18 protein-coding genes and 1 pseudogene are annotated in these 20,684 nt (G+C 67.0%); 4 read left to right on the forward strand and 15 right to left on the reverse strand.

Features of this window, described 5'->3' with window-relative positions; all coding sequences use genetic code 11:
* Window positions 1-2: 2 nt before the first annotated feature.
* The 11 genes from RIU96_RS10175 to RIU96_RS10225 all read right to left on the reverse strand — a co-directional run bounded on the left by RIU96_RS10175 (window position 3) and on the right by RIU96_RS10225 (window position 13,442).
* Window positions 3-1,571: an FtsW/RodA/SpoVE family cell cycle protein gene (locus RIU96_RS10175; RefSeq protein ID WP_375544260.1), complete on the reverse strand. Its 1,569-nt coding sequence runs from the start codon at window positions 1,569-1,571 to the stop codon at window positions 3-5.
* A gap of 144 nt (window positions 1,572-1,715) precedes the next feature.
* On the reverse strand, window positions 1,716-3,143 hold the full coding sequence (gene murD, locus RIU96_RS10180; RefSeq protein WP_311204943.1) for a UDP-N-acetylmuramoyl-L-alanine--D-glutamate ligase: 1,428 nt from the start codon (window positions 3,141-3,143) through the stop codon (window positions 1,716-1,718).
* A complete protein-coding gene (gene mraY, locus RIU96_RS10185) occupies window positions 3,140-4,249 on the reverse strand; it encodes a phospho-N-acetylmuramoyl-pentapeptide-transferase (protein ID WP_136651505.1) in 1,110 nt (369 codons plus the stop codon). The genes murD and mraY overlap by 4 nt, the downstream gene beginning before the upstream one ends.
* A gap of 6 nt (window positions 4,250-4,255) precedes the next feature.
* The gene (murF, locus tag RIU96_RS10190) at window positions 4,256-5,812 is read right to left on the reverse strand and encodes a UDP-N-acetylmuramoyl-tripeptide--D-alanyl-D-alanine ligase (RefSeq protein ID WP_136651504.1); all 1,557 of its coding nucleotides are present in this window, start codon (window positions 5,810-5,812) and stop codon (window positions 4,256-4,258) included.
* Complete coding sequence (locus RIU96_RS10195; protein ID WP_136651503.1) at window positions 5,799-7,415, reverse strand: UDP-N-acetylmuramoyl-L-alanyl-D-glutamate--2,6-diaminopimelate ligase; 1,617 nt, start codon at window positions 7,413-7,415, stop codon at window positions 5,799-5,801. Before RIU96_RS10195 ends, murF begins: the two co-directional genes overlap by 14 nt.
* Window positions 7,416-7,479: 64 nt before the next feature.
* On the reverse strand, window positions 7,480-9,489 hold the full coding sequence (locus RIU96_RS10200; protein WP_396136759.1) for a peptidoglycan D,D-transpeptidase FtsI family protein: 2,010 nt from the start codon (window positions 9,487-9,489) through the stop codon (window positions 7,480-7,482).
* An 88-nt stretch (window positions 9,490-9,577) separates the two neighbouring features.
* Entirely contained in the window at window positions 9,578-10,369 is a 792-nt protein-coding gene (locus RIU96_RS10205; RefSeq protein ID WP_311204944.1) for a cell division protein FtsL, read from the reverse strand.
* Window positions 10,370-11,407: a 16S rRNA (cytosine(1402)-N(4))-methyltransferase RsmH gene (gene rsmH, locus RIU96_RS10210; RefSeq protein ID WP_311204945.1), complete on the reverse strand. Its 1,038-nt coding sequence runs from the start codon at window positions 11,405-11,407 to the stop codon at window positions 10,370-10,372.
* 208 nt (window positions 11,408-11,615) lie between these two features.
* Complete coding sequence (gene mraZ, locus RIU96_RS10215) at window positions 11,616-12,050, reverse strand: division/cell wall cluster transcriptional repressor MraZ (RefSeq protein ID WP_311204946.1); 435 nt, start codon at window positions 12,048-12,050, stop codon at window positions 11,616-11,618.
* Window positions 12,051-12,490: 440 nt separating this feature from the next.
* Window positions 12,491-12,874 carry a DUF3040 domain-containing protein gene (locus tag RIU96_RS10220; RefSeq protein ID WP_136651500.1) on the reverse strand — a complete coding sequence of 128 codons (384 nt, stop codon included), beginning with the start codon at window positions 12,872-12,874 and terminating at the stop codon, window positions 12,491-12,493.
* 127 nt (window positions 12,875-13,001) lie between these two features.
* Window positions 13,002-13,442: an SAV_6107 family HEPN domain-containing protein gene (locus RIU96_RS10225; protein WP_136651499.1), complete on the reverse strand. Its 441-nt coding sequence runs from the start codon at window positions 13,440-13,442 to the stop codon at window positions 13,002-13,004.
* A gap of 159 nt (window positions 13,443-13,601) precedes the next feature.
* Between RIU96_RS10225 and RIU96_RS10230 the strand changes: the two genes are divergently transcribed.
* The 3 genes from RIU96_RS10230 to RIU96_RS10240 are packed head-to-tail and all read left to right on the forward strand — an operon-like array spanning window position 13,602 to window position 16,812.
* Window positions 13,602-14,201 (forward strand): GNAT family N-acetyltransferase, encoded by a 600-nt coding sequence (locus RIU96_RS10230; RefSeq protein WP_311204947.1) that lies wholly within the window; start codon window positions 13,602-13,604, stop codon window positions 14,199-14,201.
* A gap of 45 nt (window positions 14,202-14,246) precedes the next feature.
* Window positions 14,247-15,359: a polyprenyl synthetase family protein gene (locus tag RIU96_RS10235; protein WP_311196948.1), complete on the forward strand. Its 1,113-nt coding sequence runs from the start codon at window positions 14,247-14,249 to the stop codon at window positions 15,357-15,359.
* Entirely contained in the window at window positions 15,352-16,812 is a 1,461-nt protein-coding gene (locus RIU96_RS10240; protein ID WP_311204948.1) for an alpha-(1->6)-mannopyranosyltransferase A, read from the forward strand. Before RIU96_RS10235 ends, RIU96_RS10240 begins: the two co-directional genes overlap by 8 nt.
* On the opposite strand, the gene RIU96_RS10245 is transcribed toward RIU96_RS10240, so the two are convergent.
* Entirely contained in the window at window positions 16,784-17,224 is a 441-nt protein-coding gene (locus RIU96_RS10245; protein ID WP_144740518.1) for an Rv2175c family DNA-binding protein, read from the reverse strand. The two genes, RIU96_RS10240 and RIU96_RS10245, sit on opposite strands and share 29 nt — an antisense overlap.
* On the opposite strand from RIU96_RS10245, the pseudogene RIU96_RS10250 reads away from it, so the two are divergent.
* A pseudogene (locus RIU96_RS10250) lies at window positions 17,223-18,464 on the forward strand (protein kinase); the annotation flags it as partial. The gene RIU96_RS10245 and the pseudogene RIU96_RS10250 sit on opposite strands and share 2 nt — an antisense overlap.
* 35 nt (window positions 18,465-18,499) lie before the next feature.
* Here RIU96_RS10250 and RIU96_RS10255 read toward each other — a convergent pair.
* Genes RIU96_RS10255 through RIU96_RS10265 form a run of 3 tightly spaced genes read right to left on the reverse strand, consistent with a single transcriptional unit; the run spans window position 18,500 to window position 20,678 of the window.
* A complete protein-coding gene (locus RIU96_RS10255; protein ID WP_144740512.1) occupies window positions 18,500-19,888 on the reverse strand; it encodes a class II 3-deoxy-7-phosphoheptulonate synthase in 1,389 nt (462 codons plus the stop codon).
* A gap of 59 nt (window positions 19,889-19,947) precedes the next feature.
* Complete coding sequence (locus RIU96_RS10260; protein ID WP_136651663.1) at window positions 19,948-20,481, reverse strand: polyadenylate-specific 3'-exoribonuclease AS; 534 nt, start codon at window positions 20,479-20,481, stop codon at window positions 19,948-19,950.
* 5 nt (window positions 20,482-20,486) lie between these two features.
* Window positions 20,487-20,678 carry a hypothetical protein gene (locus tag RIU96_RS10265; RefSeq protein ID WP_136651493.1) on the reverse strand — a complete coding sequence of 64 codons (192 nt, stop codon included), beginning with the start codon at window positions 20,676-20,678 and terminating at the stop codon, window positions 20,487-20,489.
* Between the last annotated feature and the right edge of the window lie 6 nt (window positions 20,679-20,684).

Here is a 20,684-nt window from a genome sequence, read left to right on the forward strand (position 1 = left end):
TTCTAGCTGGCGCGGCGGTCTCCGCCCCAGGAATTGTCTCTGCGGACATCGTAGCGCGGGCGCTCCGGGGCGCGGACACCCGCAGCGGGGCGCTGCACCGGGCGCTGCATCGGACGCCGTGACACCGGCGGGCGCGCGGTGACCGGGTCGCCGTAGCGCTCGCGGTGGCCGGCGCTAGCGCGCTGCTCGGGACGGCGCGCCTGGGGCTTGGCAAGCTGGCCTGGGGACTTCGGCTCGCCGATGCCCAGGATCCGGTCGAACGCGGGGCGGCCGTAGTTCTGCATGGATGAGACCGCGTCTGGCTCGTGGCGCGCCACCGAGGCGAGGATTCCCATCGCGGCCAGTGTGATCACCGCGGAGGTACCACCTGCCGAGAGCATGGGCAGCTGGATGCCGGTCACGGGCAGCAGACCCAGCACGTAGGCGATGTTGATAAACGCCTGGGACACCACGCCCGTTGTCAGCGCCGCAGCGAGCAGCGCCTGGAACTGGTTCTGGGCGCGGCGCGCGGCGCGCAGGCCGAAGAACGCCAGCAGGCCGAACAGGATGATTACCAGGGCGCCGCCCCACAGGCCCAGCTCCTCGCCGATGACGGCGAAGATGAAGTCGTTGCGCGCCTCGGGGAGGTAGAACCACTTGGCGCGTGATTGGCCGAGGCCGACGCCGAACAGGGAGCCGTCGGCAAGCGATAAGTAGCCCTGGTGGGACTGGAAGGCGGTGTCGCGCGTGTCCTCGAAGCGGCCGAAGAGCGCGTCGAAGTAGACGTGGAAGCGGTCGGAGCGGTAGCCGCCGGAGAGGAAGACGAACACCATGCCCACCATCGCCACCGCCGCGGCGGCGCCGATGAGGCGCCAGGAGATGCCAGCGAAGAGCAAGATGAAAGCGACGACGACGGAGAACGACACCGCCATGCCGTAGTCGCCCTGCAACCCGATCAGCCCGACGCAGAGGATGGCTACGGCGATAAACGGCGCGAAGCCGTTGTCCAGCTTGGAGGGGCGGGTGTAATCCTTGTTCGCCAGCACGCTCGCACCCCAGATGGCGATGGCGACGCGCGCCAGCTCAGAGGGCTGAACGCTGATCGGGCCGAAGACCAGCCAGGACTGCGACCCCACCTCATCGCGGCCGGTGCCGATGGGGGTGAGCACGACGATCAGTAGCAGCACGGCGACAATCATGATCACGTGGGCCAGGCGGCGCAGCCGGTCCGGGGGCATCTTCAGCATGATCCAAAAGAGGAACAGGCCGCCGGCGACCATGACGGTCTGGCGCAGTGCCTGCGACCACACGGATGCGGACGACGCGAACGAAGATGCCATCGAGGAACTGAGCACCATGACCACGCCGAGGCCGGCCAGGACCAAAACGATCGTCCGGATCAGGGTGTAGTCCGTCAGCGCGCGCGAATCCATTGCCGCCTGGGTGCGGCGGATCAGTCGCGCCAGACCCGACTGCTGGCCGGGCTGGCCCGCCGAGGCGGGCTTGCGTTGCGTGGGGCGCTGGGACGTGCGCGGTCCCAGTGGCGCTGCCTCGCGTGGGTGCCGCGGGCGCCCGCCTCGCGTTGTCGTCATAAAAGCTGCCCCTTCGCCTTCTTGTGCTCTCCGCTGTCGCATCAGTTGCTGTCGTTTCCCGCCTTCGGCGGCGAGATATTCACTACAGTCACATTAGCCCCCCAAAGCACTCCAGCGACAGTAGCAACACGGGGTGCAAAGGAATTACACGCAGTGTCTCACTGCAGCCGCGGCAAATTCGTCGCCACGCGCAGACATCCCGGAAAACATATCCAAGCTCGCCGCAGCCGGGGCCAGCAGCACCGTGTCCCCCGCCAGGGCCTGCTCGGCGGCGAAACGCACGCACTGATCCATCGCCTCGGCCGGGTCCGTGGACTCGCTCACGAACACCGGCACGCCGGGCGCGTGTCGACGCACGGCCTCCAGCACACTCTCCCGGTCCACGCCGAGCATCGCCACAGCCCGAAACAGGTGAGCGTGCGTTGCGACGAGCTCATCGACGCTCGCGCCTTTGAGCTGGCCACCCGCAACCCACACCACGGTGCCGGGCTCGCCGGCACCGGCAAGCGCGGAGTCCGCCGCGTGGGGGTTCGTCGCCTTGGAGTTATCCACCCACCTGACCCCGTTCGCCTCGTGCACGACCGCGCCGCGGTGGCCCTCGACGCGGTAGGACCGCAGGCCGTCGTCAATGCGTTGCGACGACACCCCCTGGGAGACCGCGACCGCCGCGGCCGCCAACGCATCGAGCACGCCAGCGATCCCGGCTGGCTCAATGCCCGTGACCGAGGCGAGGTCCTGCAGCTCGGCGCCGCTGTTGAAAACCAGCCTGTGGCCGATCACGCCCGCTTGGTTCGGGCCCGGCTCACCAAGGGTGAAACCAATCACGTCGTCCCTTCCGGTGCGCGCCGCGAGGCTCGCTACCTCCGCATCATCGACGCCCGCGACAGCAACCCGAGCGCGCAGCACCTTTGCCTTCGCCTGCGCGTACGCGGCAAAGGAACCGTGCCAGTCGATGTGGTCATCGGCGAGGTTGAGCAGCACGCCCGCGTCCGGAACGAGCTGATGCGACCAGTAGAGCTGGAAGCTCGACAGCTCGGCGACGAGGACGTCGACCCGGTGGGCGTCGACAAGCGCATCGCTCACCGCGACCCCGATGTTGCCGCAGGCCTGGGCGCGCAGGCCCGAGTCCTTGCTGGCCTCGCCCATGATGGAGGCGAGCATGCCCGTCGTCGTGGTCTTGCCGTTCGTTCCCGTGACCACGAGCCAGGTGCGCGGGGGCCCGAACACGCCGGCGCGGTCGAGGCGGAAGCACAGCTCAACGTCGCCGATGACCTCCAGGCCCGCGTGCTGCGCGGCGACGAGCAGCGGTGAATCCGGGCGCCACCCCGGCGACGTCACCACGATAGAGACCTCGTCGAAAAGCTCCGTTGCGTCGGCGGTACTGACCGCTCTCGCGGAGGTTTCCCCGGCGACTTTCTCGCGGTTGGCCGGGTTATCGTCGGCCACGACGCACGTCACGCCGACCGCATCCAGCAGTCGCGCGGCGCCGAGGCCCGAAACGCCAGCGCCGGCGACAAGGACACCGCCGCGCAGTGCTTCAGGGACCAACGCGGTCTCGGCGGGTGCCGTCATGGCATGGTCACCCCGACCTTGGTCGACCACTCACCGTAGAACAGCGCCAAGCCGGTGGCCACGGACATCGCCGCAATCAGCCAAAAGCGAATCACCACGGTCTGCTCCGCCCAGCCGCCGTTTTCAAAGTGGTGGTGGAACGGCGCCATGCGGAACACGCGCTTGCCTGTCGCCTTGAACGACACGACCTGGATCACCACAGAGGCGGCCTCCATGACGAACACCGAGCCGATGATAACCATGAGCAGCTCCGTCTTGGAGGTCACCGACAGGCCCGCGACCAAACCACCAAGCGCGAGCGATCCAGTATCGCCCATGAAGATCTTCGCGGGGGAGGCGTTCCACCACAGAAAGCCCATGCAGGCGCCGAAGCCGGCCGCAGCCAGCACCGCCAAGTCGAGGGGGTCGCGCACGTCGTAGCAGCCGGGGCCCGGCGCGGCGGAGCAGGAGTTGCGGAACTGCCAGAACGTCACGCCCGTGTACGCAGCCATCACCAGCGACGTGGTTCCCGCGGCCAGGCCGTCGAGGCCGTCGGTGAGGTTGACGGCGTTGGACCAGGCCGCGAGCACGAAGTAGATGAAGACCAGGAACATGATCACGCCCACGACGCCGCCGACGGCCGCGAAGTTGATGGTGTTCATGTCGCGGACGAAACTCAAGTTCGTTGACGCCGGGGTCTGGCCGTTCTCGTCGGGAAACTGCAGCACCAACAGGCCGAAAGCGAGCGCGATGCCCAACTGGGCGACGAGCTTCGCGGTCTTGTTCAGGCCGAGGTTGCGCTTGAAAAACAGCTTCATGCCATCGTCAGCGAACCCGACGGCGCCGAGTGCCAGGGTCAACCCCAGCACGATGAGGCCGGTGGCGGAGAACACGCGGTGGCCCGTGAACATCGACCACAGCCCCGACGCGACATAACCCAGGGTGATCGCCAGCAGGATGGCGATACCACCCATCGTCGGGGTGCCGCGCTTGCGCGCGTGCGACTTCGGGCCGTCCTCGCGGATCTCCTGGCCCATCGCGCGGCGGTTGAAGTAGCGGATCAGTAGCGGCGTGACAAAGATGGCCACAAGGAACGCGACGGCTCCCGCGATGAAAATCTGAACCATAGTGCTTTAGCGCTCCCCGTCTCCGAAATGTGTGTGGCCCCTCATGCTATGCCCTTGCAGCAGGGCGTTCGCCACCGCCCAGAGCCCGAGCGCGTTCGATGCCTTCACCAGCACCACGTCGCGCGTGTCGCGCTCGTACCAACCTTCCTCCCCCGCCGGCGGCACCGACAGGATCGCCTTCACCAGGGATGTGGCCTCGTCGACGTCCCGGGCGGAGTCGACGTGGATCCCGCGGTCGCGCGCCCGGTCCTTCAGCGCGTCCATCGCGGGGTTATCCCCGACCGCGACGAGGTGTGTGACGCGGTAGCGAGCCAGCTCGTTGCCGAGCTCGCGGTGCGCGCTGACCGAATCGCCTCCGAGCTCCCCCATCTCACCCAGCACCGCGATAGAGCGCACACCGGGGCGTGCGGCGGCCGTAAATCCCAGCGCCGCGATCCCGGCGCGCATCGAGTCCGGGTTGGCGTTGTACGCGTCGTTGATCACGGTGACCCCGTCGCTACGGGTTTGCACGTCCATGCGGTTGCCGGACACGCCGTGAGCATCGCTCAGGCAGCGCGCGACAGTGGCGGCGTCAATACCGCTTTCGATGCCGACGGCCGCGGCAGCGAGAGCGTTGGACACCTGGTGGGCGCCGAAGACGTTGAGCTCCACGCGCTGCGGATCGTTGCCCGGGGAGTGGAGCGTGAAGCTGGCGCGGGTGACGTCGTCAAGCGAAATGTCCGTGGCGTAGTAGTCGGCGCGGCTGTGCTCGGCAGAGAAGGTGACCACCCGCGCGCTGGTGCGCGGCGCCATGCCGGCGACGAGGGGGTCGTCGGCGTTGAGGATGGCCACGCCACCCTCCGCCGCGTCCGGCAGCGCCTCGACGAGCTCGCCCTTGGCCACCGCAATGTTTTCCTTGGAACCGAACTCGCCCAAGTGGGCCGAGCCGATGTTGAGCACCACGCCAAACTTCGGCGGGGCGATCGTCGCCAAGTGCGCGATGTGGCCGATGCCGCGCGCGGACATTTCCGCGACGAGGAACTTCGTCGACTCAGTGCAGCGCAGCACCGTGTACGGATGGCCGAGCTCGTTGTTGAACGACCCGGGGGGCGCGACGGTCTGGCCGGCAGCGGAGAGCACCGACGCGACAAGGTCCTTCGTCGAGGTCTTGCCGGCGGAGCCCGTGATCCCCACGATCGAGAGGCCGTGCTCGTTAGTGAGCGTTGTGGCCACGTAGCTGGCTAGCTTGGACATGCCCGCGACGACACCGGCAGCGGAACCGTCGGGGTCGTTGGCGGCGAGCTCGGAGTTGTCGCCGTCGAGCTTGGCGGCCTTGGGCACGATCACCGCGTCCACACCCACATCCTTGGCAGCGAGCACACCGGCTGCGCCCTGCTCAATGGCGTTGCGCGCGAAGTTGTGACCGTCGACATGCTTGCCCGGCAAGGCGACGAACAGACCGCCAGAGGTGATCTTGCGCGAGTCGAACTCCACGAACCCATCGACGAGAGCGTGCGGGTTCGCGTTGTCGCTCAGCGTGCCGCCAGTGATCTTGGCAATCGTGGCCAACTCAAGTGGGATCATGTGAGAAGAAATCCTTACCGTCTGCAAGCTCCTGCGGCTGGTGGGTGCCGTGAGCGTCGTTTTCACCGTAGCCGTTCTCGGCCAAAGCCCTGCGCATCTCCTCGCGATCGTCGAAGTGGTGTGTCGTCTCCCCAATGATCTGGCCGACCTCGTGGCCCTTGCCCACGACCACCACCGCATCACCTGGCTGGGCCCAGGCCACGAGCTGGTCAATCGCCTCCGCGCGCGAGCCGCATTCCCTGATCTCTGCGTCGCTGCCCGCCTCGCGCGCCCCGTCGAGCACCGCGGCGCGGATCGACGCGGGGTCCTCGGTGCGCGGGTTGTCGTCGGTGACGATGACGAAGTCGGCGCGCGTGGCCGCCTCCCGGCCCATCACGGCGCGTTTGGTGGTGTCGCGATCACCACCGGCTCCGACGGCGATGCCGATCCTGCCGTCGACCTGTTCGCGCAGCGTCTCAAGCACCGCGGCGATCGCGGCGGGTTTATGCGCGTAATCGACCACGGCTACGAAGCCCTGGCCGGCGTCGATACGCTCCATGCGCCCCGGCACCGCGGCGTCTTCCAGCCCGCGAACAAACTGCGCGACGTCCGCGCCCACCACGCGCGCCAGCGCCGTCGCGAGCGCCGCGTTAGCCACGTTGAACGCCCCCGGCAGCTGCAGGGTGAACGCGTGGGTGTGGGCGTCGATACGCAGCTCAATGTCTTGGGCACCGTTGTCGCGGACGCGGATCAGCCGCGCGCTGCAATCGAGCCCGTCCTGGCCGTGCGTGCCCACGCGCAGCGGTCGCGACGCGAGCTGCGCCATCCGCTCGCCCCACTCGTCATCAACGCAGATCACGCTTGTCGACGCCGCGACCGACGAGGCGGGATCAAAAAACGCCGCCTTCGCCTCGAAGTAGTCCTCCATTGTCGGGTGGAAGTCGAGGTGGTCCTGGCTGAGATTGGTAAATCCGGCCGCGTCGAACGAGGTGCCGCCCACGCGCCCCAGGCTCAGCGCGTGCGAGCTGACCTCCATGACCACGTGCGTCACGCCCTCAGCCGCCATGCGCGCAAACAGCGCTTGGAGGGTGGGCGCCTCCGGCGTGGTCAGCGAGGTGGGAACGTCGCGGCCGCGGATGCGCGTCCCCGTCGTGCCGATTAACCCGACCTGGGCGCCGGCGGCGATCAGCCCGCGCTCCAGCAGGTAGGTGGTGGTCGTCTTGCCCGACGTGCCGGTGACCCCGATAAGTGTCATGCGGCGCGAGGGGTGCCCGTAGACGTGCGCCGAGACCTCGCCCAGCACCGCGCGGGCGTCGTCGACGACGAGCACGGGGCGGCGATCCCCTGCCGCTTCGACGATGTCCAGGCCCTCGCGGTCGGTGAGGATGGCGCGCGCGGGAGACTCCGCGGCGAACTGCGCGCCGTGGACACGCGTGCCCGGCAGGGCGGCGAACAGCCCTCCCGGCGCGACCTCGCGGGCGTTGAGCCCCACGGAGCTTACGGCGACGTCCGCCCAACCTTCAGCCGGTGATGGAACATCGGCTCCGGCGATGCGTGCGAGCTCTCCAAGCGACACCGGCGCTTGCGAGTCGCCCGCGGCGCTGTTTTGGTTGAGCTGGTCCACCTAGTCTCCTCCGCCCTCGGTTGTTGTCTTAAGTCTTTTATATGCCTCTTGCGTGAAAGAGGGGTCAACGCTGCTCCAGCACGTACGGCTCGGCTGGCGGGCTCTGCGCGATGTTCTCGCGGTTGAGCAGCCAGGATGCGATTTCGCGGAAGACCGGCGCGGCCGACTGGCCACCTGACCCGCCCTCGAGCGGGCCGCGCTGGGGCTCGTCCAGCATGACGGCGACGACGAAGCGGGGGTCGTCGGCGGGCGCGATGCCGGCGAAGGTGATCCAGAACTGGTTCTGCGAGTACGCCCCGGTATCCGGGTTGACCTTCTGGGCCGTGCCGGTCTTACCCGCCAACTGGTAGCCCTCGATGCCGCTGCCCTGGGCGGTACCGGAGTTCACGCCCATCGGGTCCTGCTGGAAGGTAGAGCGGAACATGTCCACCGTCGTCTTCGCCGTGGCCTCGCTGACCACGCGGGTGCGCTTCGGTGCTTGCGCCTCCGCCGGCTGGCCGTCGGGCCCAACCACCTCGGAGATGATGCGCGGCTCGATCCTTTCGCCACCGTTGGCCAGCGTTTGGTACACGCTGGCCATCTGCAGCGTGGTCCAGCTCATGCCCTGGCCAATCGGCAGGTTGGCAAAGGTGCCGCCCGACCACTGCTCGAGCACCGGAACCAGGCCCGCGGATTCGTTCGGCAGCTCGATGCCCGTTGTCTGCCCAATGCCGAAGCGCTGCAGGTAGTCCCAATACTTCTCCTCGCCGAGGCGCTGCGCGATCTGCAGCGTGCCCACGTTGGAGGACTTACCGAAGATCCCCGCCGTGGTGTAGGGGGCCACGCCGTGTGACCAGGCGTCGTTGACCGTCACGCCAGCCATGTCGATGGAGCCGGGCACCTGGTGCACCTCGGTCGGGTCCGTCAGCCCCTCCTCGATCGCGGCGGCGGCCGTGATCACCTTGGCCACGGATCCCGGCTCGTACGGGTGCGAGATGGAATAGTTGTCAAAGCTGCGGCCCTCGGCGAGCTGCTTTTGTACATCGCCATTCGGGTCGATCGTCCCGGTGTTCGCCATGGCGAGCACCTCGCCCGTGTGGGCGTCGAGCACGACGGCCTCGGCGTCCTTGGCCAGCGAATTCGCCTTCGCCTGCTCGAGGGTGCGCTGCACGAACGTCTGCAGATCAACGTCGATGGTCAGCTTGACCTGGGAGCCGTCGACGGGCGGGACGACGTCGCGAAGCGTGCCCGGGATCGACTGGCCCTGGACCGAGACGTCCTCGGTGGACCTACCGTTAATGCCGGTCAACACACTGTCGCTGGAAGCCTCGAGGCCGAACTGGCCCTGGCCGTCCATAGAGACCTTGCCGATGATGTTCTCCCCGACCGCCCCGTTGGGGTACTGGCGGATGTCCTGGTGATCCGCCGCGACGCCGTGGAACTCCTTGGCCACCTCGGCCGCGACATCGGGGTCGACGTTGCGCACGAGCACCTCGTAGTTCGACTCCGCGTGCAGCTTGTCCAGAATATCCTTCGAGCTCACGCGGGACTGCGCCTCGTCCTTCGCGTCCGCTGAGTCCTTAGCGTGCGCCCCCTCGATCATCCGGGGGATTTCGTTGGCCATGGTGCGCAGGACGTCCTCAACGCGGGCGTCGACTTGGGCCTGGATCGCCTCAGACGACAAGCCGTCGCGACGCATCTGCAGCTCCTGCTGCTCGCGCAGCTCCTTACGCAGCATGACCGGGGAGACCGTCAGCGAGCGCGCCTGCATGGTGTAGGCGAGCTGGTTGCCCGAGCGGTCGATGATCTCGCCGCGGCGGGCCGGGTCGTCGTAGATGCGTTCGCGCTGCGCCTGGGCCTGCACCTGCAGGTTCGGCCCCCACACGACCTGCACCCACGCCAAGCGGCCGACGAGCAGCACAGCGGCGATAACGAATGCGGCCGCGATAAAGCTCGCGCGCTTGCGCGTGATCAGCTTCTGCGGCGCCACAGACTGGGGACCGGGCCCGCGAGGGCTCGGCTGCGGGCGGAGGTTGTCGACGCGGGTGCTCTCACCGCGATCCTCCGGCCGGCGGCGTGCGCTCGGGGTATTCACAGCGCTAAAGTCACCTGCCTCGTCGTTGTTTCAAATCGCACTTCATCTTGCCCTTCGCGCGGCTTTGTGTCTGTGACCGCCACGCCCGTTAGTTTCCGGCACTCACGCGCGGGGCGTACGGCGCGAGGTTGCTTGCCGGCGGGGCAGCCTCCGGCGCCGGCGGGGTGTTCTGGCCCAGGACGTTTCCGCCGGGCACCGAGGTCAGGCTGTCGCCGACGCGGGCCGTGGCGTCCCGGTCGCTCGTCGCCCGGTCTTCGGTGCCGCGCTGGCCGTCGGCGGAGGTCACGTCGGTCATCTTCTGCGTCGCATCAGGGTTGAACGGGCGGGTCTCCTCGACTGCGCCGTCCGCACCCACGGACAGGATTCCGGGCGCGTGCGAGACGACCATCCCGGCATCAGCTGCCTTGCGCGCGATCTCGGCCGAGGACTTGACGTTTTCCGCGTCGCGGTTGAGGGTCTCGACCTCGTTGCTCAGCGCGCGCTCGCGAGCCTGCAGCTCCTGGATGGTAAAAGACTGCGAGGTGGACACGCCCGAGAGGAACATCGCGATGAGCACCCCGAGGATGAGCAGCGGCACCGCGATTACGGACATCGTGGAGAAGGTGCGCTTGACCTCTTTGACTTCGCCGACCCTGCGGCCGCGAACGGACACGACCTGCTTGGAGCCGAGCCGGCCAACACCCTGGGTGTTGCGCGGGTGCAGCGCGTGCGGCGCGTATCGACGCAGCGGCTGCGGCGTCGCCGTCGTCCGCGACGTCGTCGTGCGCGGGCGGCGCGCTGCCGGCCGCTCGAGGGTGGCTGTGCCCGAGCGGGCGGACGCGGTGAGGTCTCGGCTTGCTCCCATGGCGTTGTGGCCTTTCGTCTGGGTCATCATGGTCATCTACGGGTTGTCAGTGCGAAGCTTTTCGATGCCCCGGACACGCACCGGCGCGGCCCGGGAGTTCTGTTCGATCTCTGCCTCGGATGCTTTTTCCGCGCCTTGGGTAATCGAGCGGAATTTCGCGGCGGTGCCGGGCAGGTCCATCGGCAGACCGGTTGGCGTTGTGGAGGTGGTCAGGGAGGTCAGGGCGGTCTTGACGATCTTGTCCTCGAGCGACTGGTAGCTCATGAACACCACGCGCCCGCCCGGACCGAGCAGGTCAGTGATCACCGGGATCACCGCTCGCAGCGCGTCGAGCTCCCCGTTGACCTCGATGCGTAGCGCCTGGAACGTGCGCTTCGCCGGGTGTCCGCCGGTGCGCCGGGTGGCGGCCGGAATGGCCTGGTAGAGAAGCTCTACGAGGCGGCCGCTGCGCTCGAACGGGGCCTTCTCGCGCTCTTTCAAGATGTGGGAGGCTATCTTTCCCGCGAAGCGCTCGTCACCGTAGGTCTTCAAGATGCGCGCGAGCTCGCCGTGGCTGTACGTATTCAGCACATCCGCCGCGGTGAGCGTCGTCGTTGGGTCCATCCGCATGTCCAGCGGCGCGTCGACCTTGTACGCAAAACCGCGCTCCTCCTGGTCGAGCTGCATGGAGGACACGCCGAGGTCGAACAGGGCGCCCGCTACCCCGTGCGTGCGCGCAGCGTCGAAAATGGTGCCCTCGCGGTCGCGGATTGCGTTGCCGATGTCGTCGAAACGCGCCTGCACGCCCACGAAGCGATCGCCGAATGGGGCCAGCCGCTCAGACGCGTCGCGCAGGGCCGCGGGGTCGCGGTCAACGCCAATTACCGACGCCTCGGGGAAGCGCCGCAGGAAATGCTCTGTGTGGCCGCCCGCGCCGAGTGTCGCGTCGACGATGACCGCGCCCGCACCAAACTCCTCGACAGCCGGGGCGAGTAAGTCCGCCATGCGGTCTCGCATGACGGGAACATGGCCGTGGTTGGGATCCACTCTAAAGTCCATATCCGCGATGTGAGCGGCGTTGTCCTTGTGTGCCATTGGATCCACCCCCTTGGTTTGGCTGGCCGTCGTGCGCGCGGTTGTCGTGCGGTGTGTCGTGCTGTGTCTCGGTCGGGGAACGTATAGGGCCCTGCCCGGGGCGGTTGTTCTGGTGTCGGGGAAGTACACCAGAACGCTCCACGCCACGGACAGAGTCCGTACACGCTCTCCGCTTGGAAGTCGGTGCCTGCCTGCGGGGTAGTCAGTCCTACAGGAGACCGGAGAGAATGTCGCCGTCATCGGCCGCCGCGAAGGCAGCCTCGGTTTCTTGCTGGTAGTTAGCCCAGGACTCGGCGTCCCAGATTTCGAGAAAATCGACCGAACCGATGACTACGCACTCCTTGGAAAGGTGCGCGTACTCGCGGTGCGCCGGCGACAGCGTGATGCGACCTGAACCGTCGAGCGTTTGCTCATCCGCGCTGGCAGCCAGGTTGCGGATAAATGCGCGCGCTTTCGGGTTCGTGCGTGAAGCTGCAGCTGCCTTGCGGGCGCGTGCTGCGAACTCCTCGCGGGGGTAGACCGCCAGAGAGTGGTCTTGCCCCTTGGTCACCATCAACCCGTCCGCCAGGTCCTCGCGGAACTTGGCGGGCAGCGTCAGGCGTCCCTTGTCGTCGAGCTTGGGAGTGTAGGTTCCCAGAAACATCCGAAAGCCCACCTTCCTTCACTCCGTGACTACGGCTGTTCAATTTTTCGAGCGGCGATTCGCAGTTGCACGTAGTCAAGATGCCACCACGGCCCTCCGCTGAGCCCCACTCTATCCCACTTTCCCCCACAAACGCCACACTCAGGGGCGAGTTGTCGCGAAACTTTAGGGAAAGCGCAGGTTAAAGGGAGAAAATTAGGTGGCGTAGTGGCTCGGAAGAAAGCGTGAAAGGGCCCAGAATGGCATTCACATGAGCAACTTTGGAGCTCTTTCACACTCCTGAGAACCACCTTCCCCACACGTTTAGGCGGCTCATCGCGGTGAATATCGAACCGTAGACAGCTAGTGGGAGAAAGTGGGAGGACAAGGTGGGGCACTGTGGGGACGACAAAGCCCGCCCCACGCTTGTGCGCGGGGCGGGCTTTGTGCCTGCCGGTTAATTACTGGCCTTCAAAACGGCGCTTGAAGTTCTCTTCCATCTTTGAGGTGCGCGCGGGGCGCTGTGCGGCGACGGCGCGAACCGGCACCGAAGACCCGCCCGACGGGGAGGTCAGGGCCATGACACCGCCGGCGAGCATGATGGCAAACCCAACGACGCTGATAGCGACTAACCACACGCTGACGGTGGCGAGGGCAACGCCGCCGATGAGCAGGACCAGGCCAGTTACCATCAGCGCAGCGCTGCGCATGGTGAGTCGGCCGCCGCCCGGCTGGCCGGCGAAACCGGAACCCTGGGGCACCCTGTTGCCGAACTTAGGGTCCTCGGCGAGAAGCGATTGCTCGATCTCGCGAAGGGTGCGCTGTTCCTGCTCAGAAAGGGACACTGTCTACTCTCCAGCTCTACCGTTGGATGATTGTGGTTGGCTTACATCTAGTACAACGGTAAGTGTATCCAGATTGTTCCTGCCCGAGGTGGGCTTTGCTCAACCCGGCTTGCCGTGCCCCTCCCCTTTACGCCACCAGCGGCGCCTTGGTGGCGCCGGGGATGGACTCCTCTAGAAACTCCTCCACCAGCGCAATGAGGCGCTGAACCACGCGAGGGTCGGGGTGTGGCTCGATACCGGTGATGACCCGACTGCGCTGGACGGAGAACGCGGTGAACGTCTCGGCCCACTCCTTGCCGCGCTCCGACGTCAGCCGGAGTTTGTCCCAGGCGCTTGCCGGTAGCCTTTTGCGCTTGCGTATGACTGGCGAGCCGGCGTTGACTGCCCCCGCCACCCTCAAGGCGGCACGGTACGCGTTTTCCATCGCCACATCGAGGGCGCCAGCTGCGTAGTCTGCCTGCGCCTGGGCGAGAAGCACATAGGCAGAGCGGAAGAATCGCTCACGCCTGGTTCCGTGCGCGGCAGATCCATAGGCGGCCTTGGTGGTGGCGGAGACGATGCTTGACATTTCTTACCTTCCGAGTGCGGGTCGTTTAATTACCTTGATTGCCATCACTCTAAAACGCACGTTCGACATCCCCCGCTCCTTTATAGTACATTTGTTCTAATTACGTAAATGTCTGCTGAACACTGCCATTTCCAGCACGCCGCGTGGTTCGATAGAAGGGTGACTGTGACATATCGTCGCCTCAGCGGCCCCGAGTTCGCGATCCTCGCCCCCGACCTCGTTGACATTTACATCGCGGCGATGGGCTACGACCCCGCGATTCGCTCTGGGCGCATCGCGGTCTGGCAACGCGAGATCATCTGGCCCGGCTTCACTGCCGTCACCGCCATCGAACGCACCGCGTCCAACACCTCCGGCGGCACGGTCGACGAACGGGTCGTCGGCATCGCCTATGGGTTTATCGGGAACCGCGAACGGTGGTGGGACCAACAACTCATGCGGGGCCTGCGCGAAAGCGGCGGGCTGAGCGCGCAGCACTCCGCGATGCTGCGCGACTACTTCGAGGTCGCCGAGATCCACGTCCACCCCTCCCGCCAAGGCGCGGGAATCGGGCGGGCCCTGTTGTCCCAGTTGTTGTGGAACGCCCCGGCGCGCTGGGCGTTGTTGTCCACACCCGAGGTGCCGAACGAATCCAATCACGCGTTCGGCCTATATCGTTCGATGGGCTTTCACGACATCCTGCGCGACTTTTACTACGCGGGCGACGATCGCCCCTTCGCAATTCTTGGCCGCACCCTTCCCCTGCCCGCCGGCGGGTAGTGTTAAAGCGAAATATCATCGCGGATTTATAAGGAGAGCGCAGTGGTGAGTGTGCCGAGCGAATTGGCCATCGGCGAAGTAAGCCCGGCCGATTTCCCCTCCGCTGTAAAGGACGCTCTCGAGGAATTCCTCGACGAGCGCTACGCCGAGGTGGAGAAGATCGGCCCCCCGGTCACCCGCTCCGTTCAGCACCTGCGCGACTTCATCCTCGGCGGCGGCAAGCGGATCCGCCCCCTGTACGCCTGGACCGGCTTCTTCGGCGCGCGCGCCGCAGGCGGGGTTGGCTCCGAGGACCCGGAGGCTGTCCTGCGCGCCGTGAGCTCGCTCGAACTGATCCAGGCGTGCGCGCTGATTCACGACGACATCATCGACGCCTCCGATACCCGGCGCGGCAACCCCACAGTGCACCGCGCCGTGGAGGCCCGCCACAGTAAAGACGACCTGTTCGGCGACTCGGCGGACTACGGGCGCAACGAGGCCATCCTCATCGGCGACTTCGCACTGATCTGGGCGGAAGACATGTGGCGTTACTCGGGCCTCAGCGAGGCCGCGCTGACCCGCGCCGCCGAGCCGTGGCGCGGCATGCGCACCGAAGTCATCGGCGGCCAGCTGCTCGACATCGCGCTCGAGGCCGCCGCCAACGAGTCTGTCGAGATGGCCAACAACGTCAACCGCTACAAAACGGCCGCCTACACCATCGAGCGCCCGCTGCACCTCGGTGCCGCGATCGCCGGCGCGCCAGCGGACACGATAGAGGCGTTCCGCGGCTACGGCCGCGACATCGGGATCGCCTTCCAGCTTCGCGACGACCTACTCGGCGTCTTCGGCGACGAAGCCGTCACCGGCAAGCCGGCTGGCGACGACCTGCGCGAGGGCAAGCGGACGGTCCTGCTCGCCGCGGCGCTGAATCGTCTCGACGCCACCGACCCCGTCTCCGCCGCCCGCCTGCGCGATCGCGTGGGCCGCACGAGCGATCGCGACGAGCTCGCGGAGCTCGCGGCGATTGTGGAGTCCAGCGGCGCGATCGCGGACGTCGAAAAGCAAATTGCGGACTTAACTGAGTCCGGGCTTGCCCACTTGAGCAGGGCGGGTATTGATGGCGAGGTTGCGAACACGCTGCGTGATCTGGCGATTCGGGCGACGGAGCGCCGTGCCTAGGTCGGTATGGCTCGGCCTCGCCGCGGGGATTGTTATCGCCCTCGGCAGCTACGGCGCTGGCGCCACCCGCAACCGCGGCGGCGTAATGCGCGAGCTCGGCTTGGGCCACCTCATGTACGGCCACGGCCGCTCCATCATGGACGCGCTGCTCACCGCCGGCATTATTGCCCTAGTGGTGGCGTGGGTCTGGTTTGGGCGCGACCTCACCCGCCAGCGCGCGGGTTTTGCGGAGACTCGGCGCGCGACCTGGCTATGGACCGCCGGGCTCGCCCTCGCCGCGCCGATCCTGTCGCGCGACGTCTACTCCTACCTCATGCAGGGCGCAATGCTTCGCGACGGCTTCGACCCCTACACCGAAGGCGCCGCGGTCAATCCGGGCCCCTACCTCTACGAAGTCAGCCACGACTGGCGCAACACGACCACCCCCTACGGGCCGCTGCACCTGTGGATTGGCGAGCGGATTACCACCCTCGTCGGCGACAACGTCACCTTGGGGATCGTGGCGTACAAGCTGCTTACCCTCGCCGGGTTCGCGGCGATCGTCTGGGCCGTGCCCCGCATCGCCGCAGAACTCGGCGGCAACCCCGCCCTCGCGCTCTGGCTCGGCGTGGCCAACCCGGTGATGCTGCTGCACATGGTCGGCGGGATGCACAACGAGGCGATTATGGTCGGGCTCGTCAGCGTGGGCCTGCTCGCCTGCCTGCGCAACCGTTTCGTGCTCGGCATCGTGGTGATTAGCCTCGCGGTGTCGCTCAAAGCCACCGCCGCGATCGCCCTGCCGTTCGTGGTGTGGATGGCCTACAACCGCCGCCGCAGTGACACCGCCACACTCGCGCGCAACGCTGTCAATTTCGTGCTGGTCGGCGCGGTGTCGGTCATGCTGACCATGGCCGTGCTGTGGGCCGTTACTGTGCTCTCCGGCTCCTCCTTCGGCTGGGTCGCCGAGATCTCCGGGAACTCAAAGGTGGTCAACCCGCTCGCCGGCCCCACCTTGGTCGCCGACGCGTTCACTCCCCTCGCCCAGCTTTTCGACGAGCACTTCCGCTACAACGCGGCACTCGCACTCGCGCGCCGGATCGGCGCGGTGCTGATGCTCGTCGGCCTGGCTCTGACGTGGTTTATCTTCCGCCGCAACGACCGCGAGGCGGTGGCGGGCATCGCGTGTGCCTACGCAGTGGCGTTCGTCGCCAACGCGGTGACCTTCCCGTGGTACTACGCCTCGCTGCTCTCCCTGCTGGGCACGGTGAGTACGCCGCTGTGGGTGCGGCGCGCCACGGTCTTCTTCTCCGTCGTGGTCGCTCTCGCCTTCACCGGCAGCGGCAACCACCGCTTTTACGACGGCTGGTTCATCGTCGTGTCCTTCGCCGCCGCCTGGATCGCCGCCGAGGTGGTCTACCCGCGGGCGCCGACAACGCCGGCTGAGGCTAGAACGCCATCGCCTGCGCTCGCCTGATCACCTCACGTGCGCCGTGGCCGTGCAGGGCGTCGACGGGCCGGCCGGGCAGCGACTCGTCGTCGGTGAACAGGTAGTGGAGGATCTCGTCGGCGCTGTAGCCGCCGTCGTGAAGCACCATGATGGCGCCGCCGACGAACTTGGATAGCTCCCCGTCCTCGCCTAAGAGGCGCTCGGGGACGTACTTCACCCCGTCTTTGCGGTAGACGAGCAGCTTGTGCGCGCCAACAAGGTCGTGCACTTTGGTCACGGGGACGCCAAGGTACTCGGCAACATCTGGCAGGGGTAGCAGCGCCTCGTTGGCGAGCAATCCGTCGAGGTCAATATTCGGCGTAGTCACGTGAGATACCTTACCCGCGCGACGGCTGTGGGTTGGCTGTTGGAGGCGCTTGTCGGCCATACTGGAACACATGACTGAGCTTGCCGTGGGTGACTATCTGGACAACCGCTACGTCATCGATCGCCCCATCGCCCGCGGTGGCATGTCCACGGTGTACCGCTGCGTCGATGTCCGCCTCGGCAGGGAGGTCGCCGCGAAGGTGATGGATAACCGCTACGTCGACGACCACCTCTTCCTCACCCGCTTTCGGCGCGAAGCCCGCGCCATGGCTCAGCTGTCGCACCCCAACCTGGTCAACGTCTACGACTTTTCCCACGAGGGCGACCACGTTTTCCTCATCATGGAGCTGATTCGCGGCGGCACGCTGCGCGAGTTGCTGGCCGAGCGCGGCCCGATGCCCCCGCACGCGGCCGCCGCGGTGATGCGCGCGACGCTGACCGGGCTCTCGATCGCCCACCGCAAGGGGATGGTGCACCGCGACATCAAACCGGACAACATTCTGATCAACTCTGACCACCGCGTGAAGCTCGCCGACTTCGGCCTCGTGCGCGCGGCCGCCGATTCAACCCATTCAACCGACCAGATAGTGGGCACCGTCAGCTACCTCTCGCCCGAGCAGGTTGACGGCTCCCCGATGGGCCCGGCCTCCGATGTCTACTCCGCCGGCATCGTGTTATTTGAGCTGCTCACGGGCACCGTCCCGTTCTCCGGCGACACGCCGCTCGCCCACGCGTACGCGCGGCTGAACAGGGACGTCCCGGCGGCGTCGTCACGCATTGAGGGCGTGCCCAAGCTTGTCGACGAGCTCGTGGCGACAGCCACCGCCCGCCACCCCGAGGACCGCTTCGTCGACGCCGCCGAGTTCCTCGCCGCGCTTGACGACGTCGCCGCAGCGCTCGACCTGCCCGACTACGTGGTGCCCGTGCCGCGCGACTCCGCCGCGAACCGCGCCGCGGCCCACCCCACGGCCGTGACCCTGCTGAACACCCCGCAGCCCAAACCTGCGGCCCCCGCGCTTGAGCAGCGGCTATTTCCTGAGTCGAGCAGCACCCGCGTGATTGGCGCGGCGCCGCCAGTTGCCCCCGTACCCGCTGTGCCGCCAGCGCCCGCCCCGGTTCCGGTGCCCGCCACCCCGCGCCCGCCGGAGCAGCAGGCGCCAGCGCCCGTCGCCCCGCCACCGGAGCCGCTGACCAACCGCAGCGCGCTCGGCACCGCGTTCTTTGCGGTGCTGTCGCTGCTGGTCATCGCGCTAGTGGCCATCGGCGCGTGGTGGTTCGGCTCGGGCATGTACGGCGAACTCCCCGCCCTTATTCGCTAGGACGGGGAGACGGTGTTCGAAGACTGCGCTTAGTAGCGCAGCATCTCCGCGACGAGGAAGGCCAGCTCGAGGGCCTGCTCGGTGTTCAGGCGCGGGTCGCAAGCGGACTCGTAGCGACCCGGCAGGTCCAGGTCGGTAATGTCCTGCGCGCCGCCGAGGCACTCGGTGACGTTCTCGCCGGTCAGCTCGATGTGGATGCCGCCCGGGTGGGTGCCCATCTCGCGGTGCACCTCGAAGAAGCCCTGCGCCTCGTCGATGATCTTGTCGAAGTGGCGCGTCTTGTACCCATTGGAGGCGGTGAACGTGTTGCCGTGCATCGGGTCGGACTGCCAGACCACCTTGTGGCCGGAGGCCTCGACGGCCTTGACAATCCCGGGCAGCACGTTGCGGACGTTCTCATGGCCCATGCGGATGACCATGGTGAGGCGGCCGGGCTCGCGGTTCGGGTCCAGCTTCTCGGCGTAGGCCACGGCCTCCTCAGGCGTAACCTTCGGGCCGAGCTTGATCCCGATCGGGTTGTTGATCATCGCGGCGAAGTTGACGTGGAAGTCCTCCATGCCGCGGGTGCGCTCACCGATCCAGAGCTGGTGCGCGGACAAATCGTAGAGCTTGGTCTCACCCGAGCTGTCCTCGGCCAGGCGCAGCATGGCGCGCTCGTAGTCCACCAGCAGCGCCTCGTGCGAGGCGTAGATCTCGCTGGTGCGCAGGAGCTCGTCGTTAACGCCGCAGGCACGCATGAAATCGAGCGAGCGGGTGATCTCACGCGCCAGCGCCTCGTAGCGCGCGCCTGCCGGCGACGCCGCCACGAACTGGCGGTTCCAATCGTGGATGTGGTTGAGATCCGCGGTGCCGGACGAGGTCAGCGCGCGTACCAGGTTCATCGCGGCGGAGGCGTTTGCGTAAGCGCGGACCATGCGGGCCGGGTCGTGGCGGCGGGCCTCCGGCGTGGGCTCCACGCCGTTGACAATGTCGCCGCGGTAGTTCGGCAGGCCGTTTTCGTCCAGGTCGGAAGAGCGCGGCTTCGCGTACTGGCCAGCGATGCGGCCAAGCTTGACGACGGGCACCGACGCGCCGTACGTCAGCACCGCCGCCATCTGCAGCAGGGTGCGCACGTTGGCGCGGATGTGCGGCTCGGTGTTGGACTCGAATGTCTCGGCGCAGTCACCGCCCTGCAGGAGGAACGCCTTGCCCAGTGCGACGTCGGCAAGCTGAGTCTTCAGCGTCTCGATCTCGGGCGCGAGCACCACGGGCGGGACCGACTCGAGGAGCTTGCGCACGTTGCTGGCCTCATCCGCATCCCACGACGGCTGCTGCTTGGCATCGCGGGAGATGACGTCCAAAAACGTCTCGTTCAAGTCTCCCGGCAAGGGGGGAAGATCGGGTAGCGCCTCTTTGGGGATGTCAATTGTCCAACTCACCCCTTAAGTTCTATCACGCCGCCGCTAGTTTTGAAACCCCAGGTCACACCAAGTGCAATTCACCTGGTGGAACGGTGCTCCCGCAGCGTGGAAATGGCTCCGCTGTCCTCGAGGGGTAAAACCTCCCTGCAGGCGTTGAACTTAGCCACGTTGTGGCGGGCGTCGACAAGCGCATTGTGATTGCCCTTCGGCAGGCTCGGCAGCTTCGGCCGCCCGGCCATCTCCCAATACTGCTTCAGCTCGCGGGTAAAGCGCGGCAGCGTGCGCGGCAACCCGCTCATATCGCCCCACAGCTGCGCCAGCACCACATGGTCGTAGGCGCCGACCCACGCCCACAGCTCGGGCTGGGTGTCGGAGGCGGTGAGAAACGCGGCGACCTCGCGGCGGATCTGCGCCTTCGTCTTCCACTCCTCGCCTCCCGGGCTCGGCAGCTTGTCCAACACGTTGTCGCGCACCCAGCGGTTGGCCCGATCGGCGCGAAATTCCGTGGACACGGCGTAGTACTCGCGCCCGTCCTCGGCGACGATTCCGATGGAGACCAGCTCGATGGTCACGCCGTCTTCGATGAACTCGGTGTCGTAGAAGTAGCGCACCCGGCTCACGCTCGGTCGCCCGGCTCGGCAGGCGGGGCGTCGTGCGCACCGCGGCGCGGCCAGAACATCACGAGCCCCACCCCCACTACCGACAGCGGTGCAACAATGTTGATGCCGCGCCCGGTCTGGGTTGCAATCAGCACCGCAATCACGAAAACGCAGCACAGCGCAATGCGGATGATGAGGTCTCGGTCCATGGGTTC

Origin of the sequence: Corynebacterium sp. Z-1 (genome assembly GCF_031844665.1) — a bacterium.
GTDB classification, from domain to species: Bacteria; Actinomycetota; Actinomycetes; order Mycobacteriales; family Mycobacteriaceae; genus Corynebacterium; species Corynebacterium sanguinis.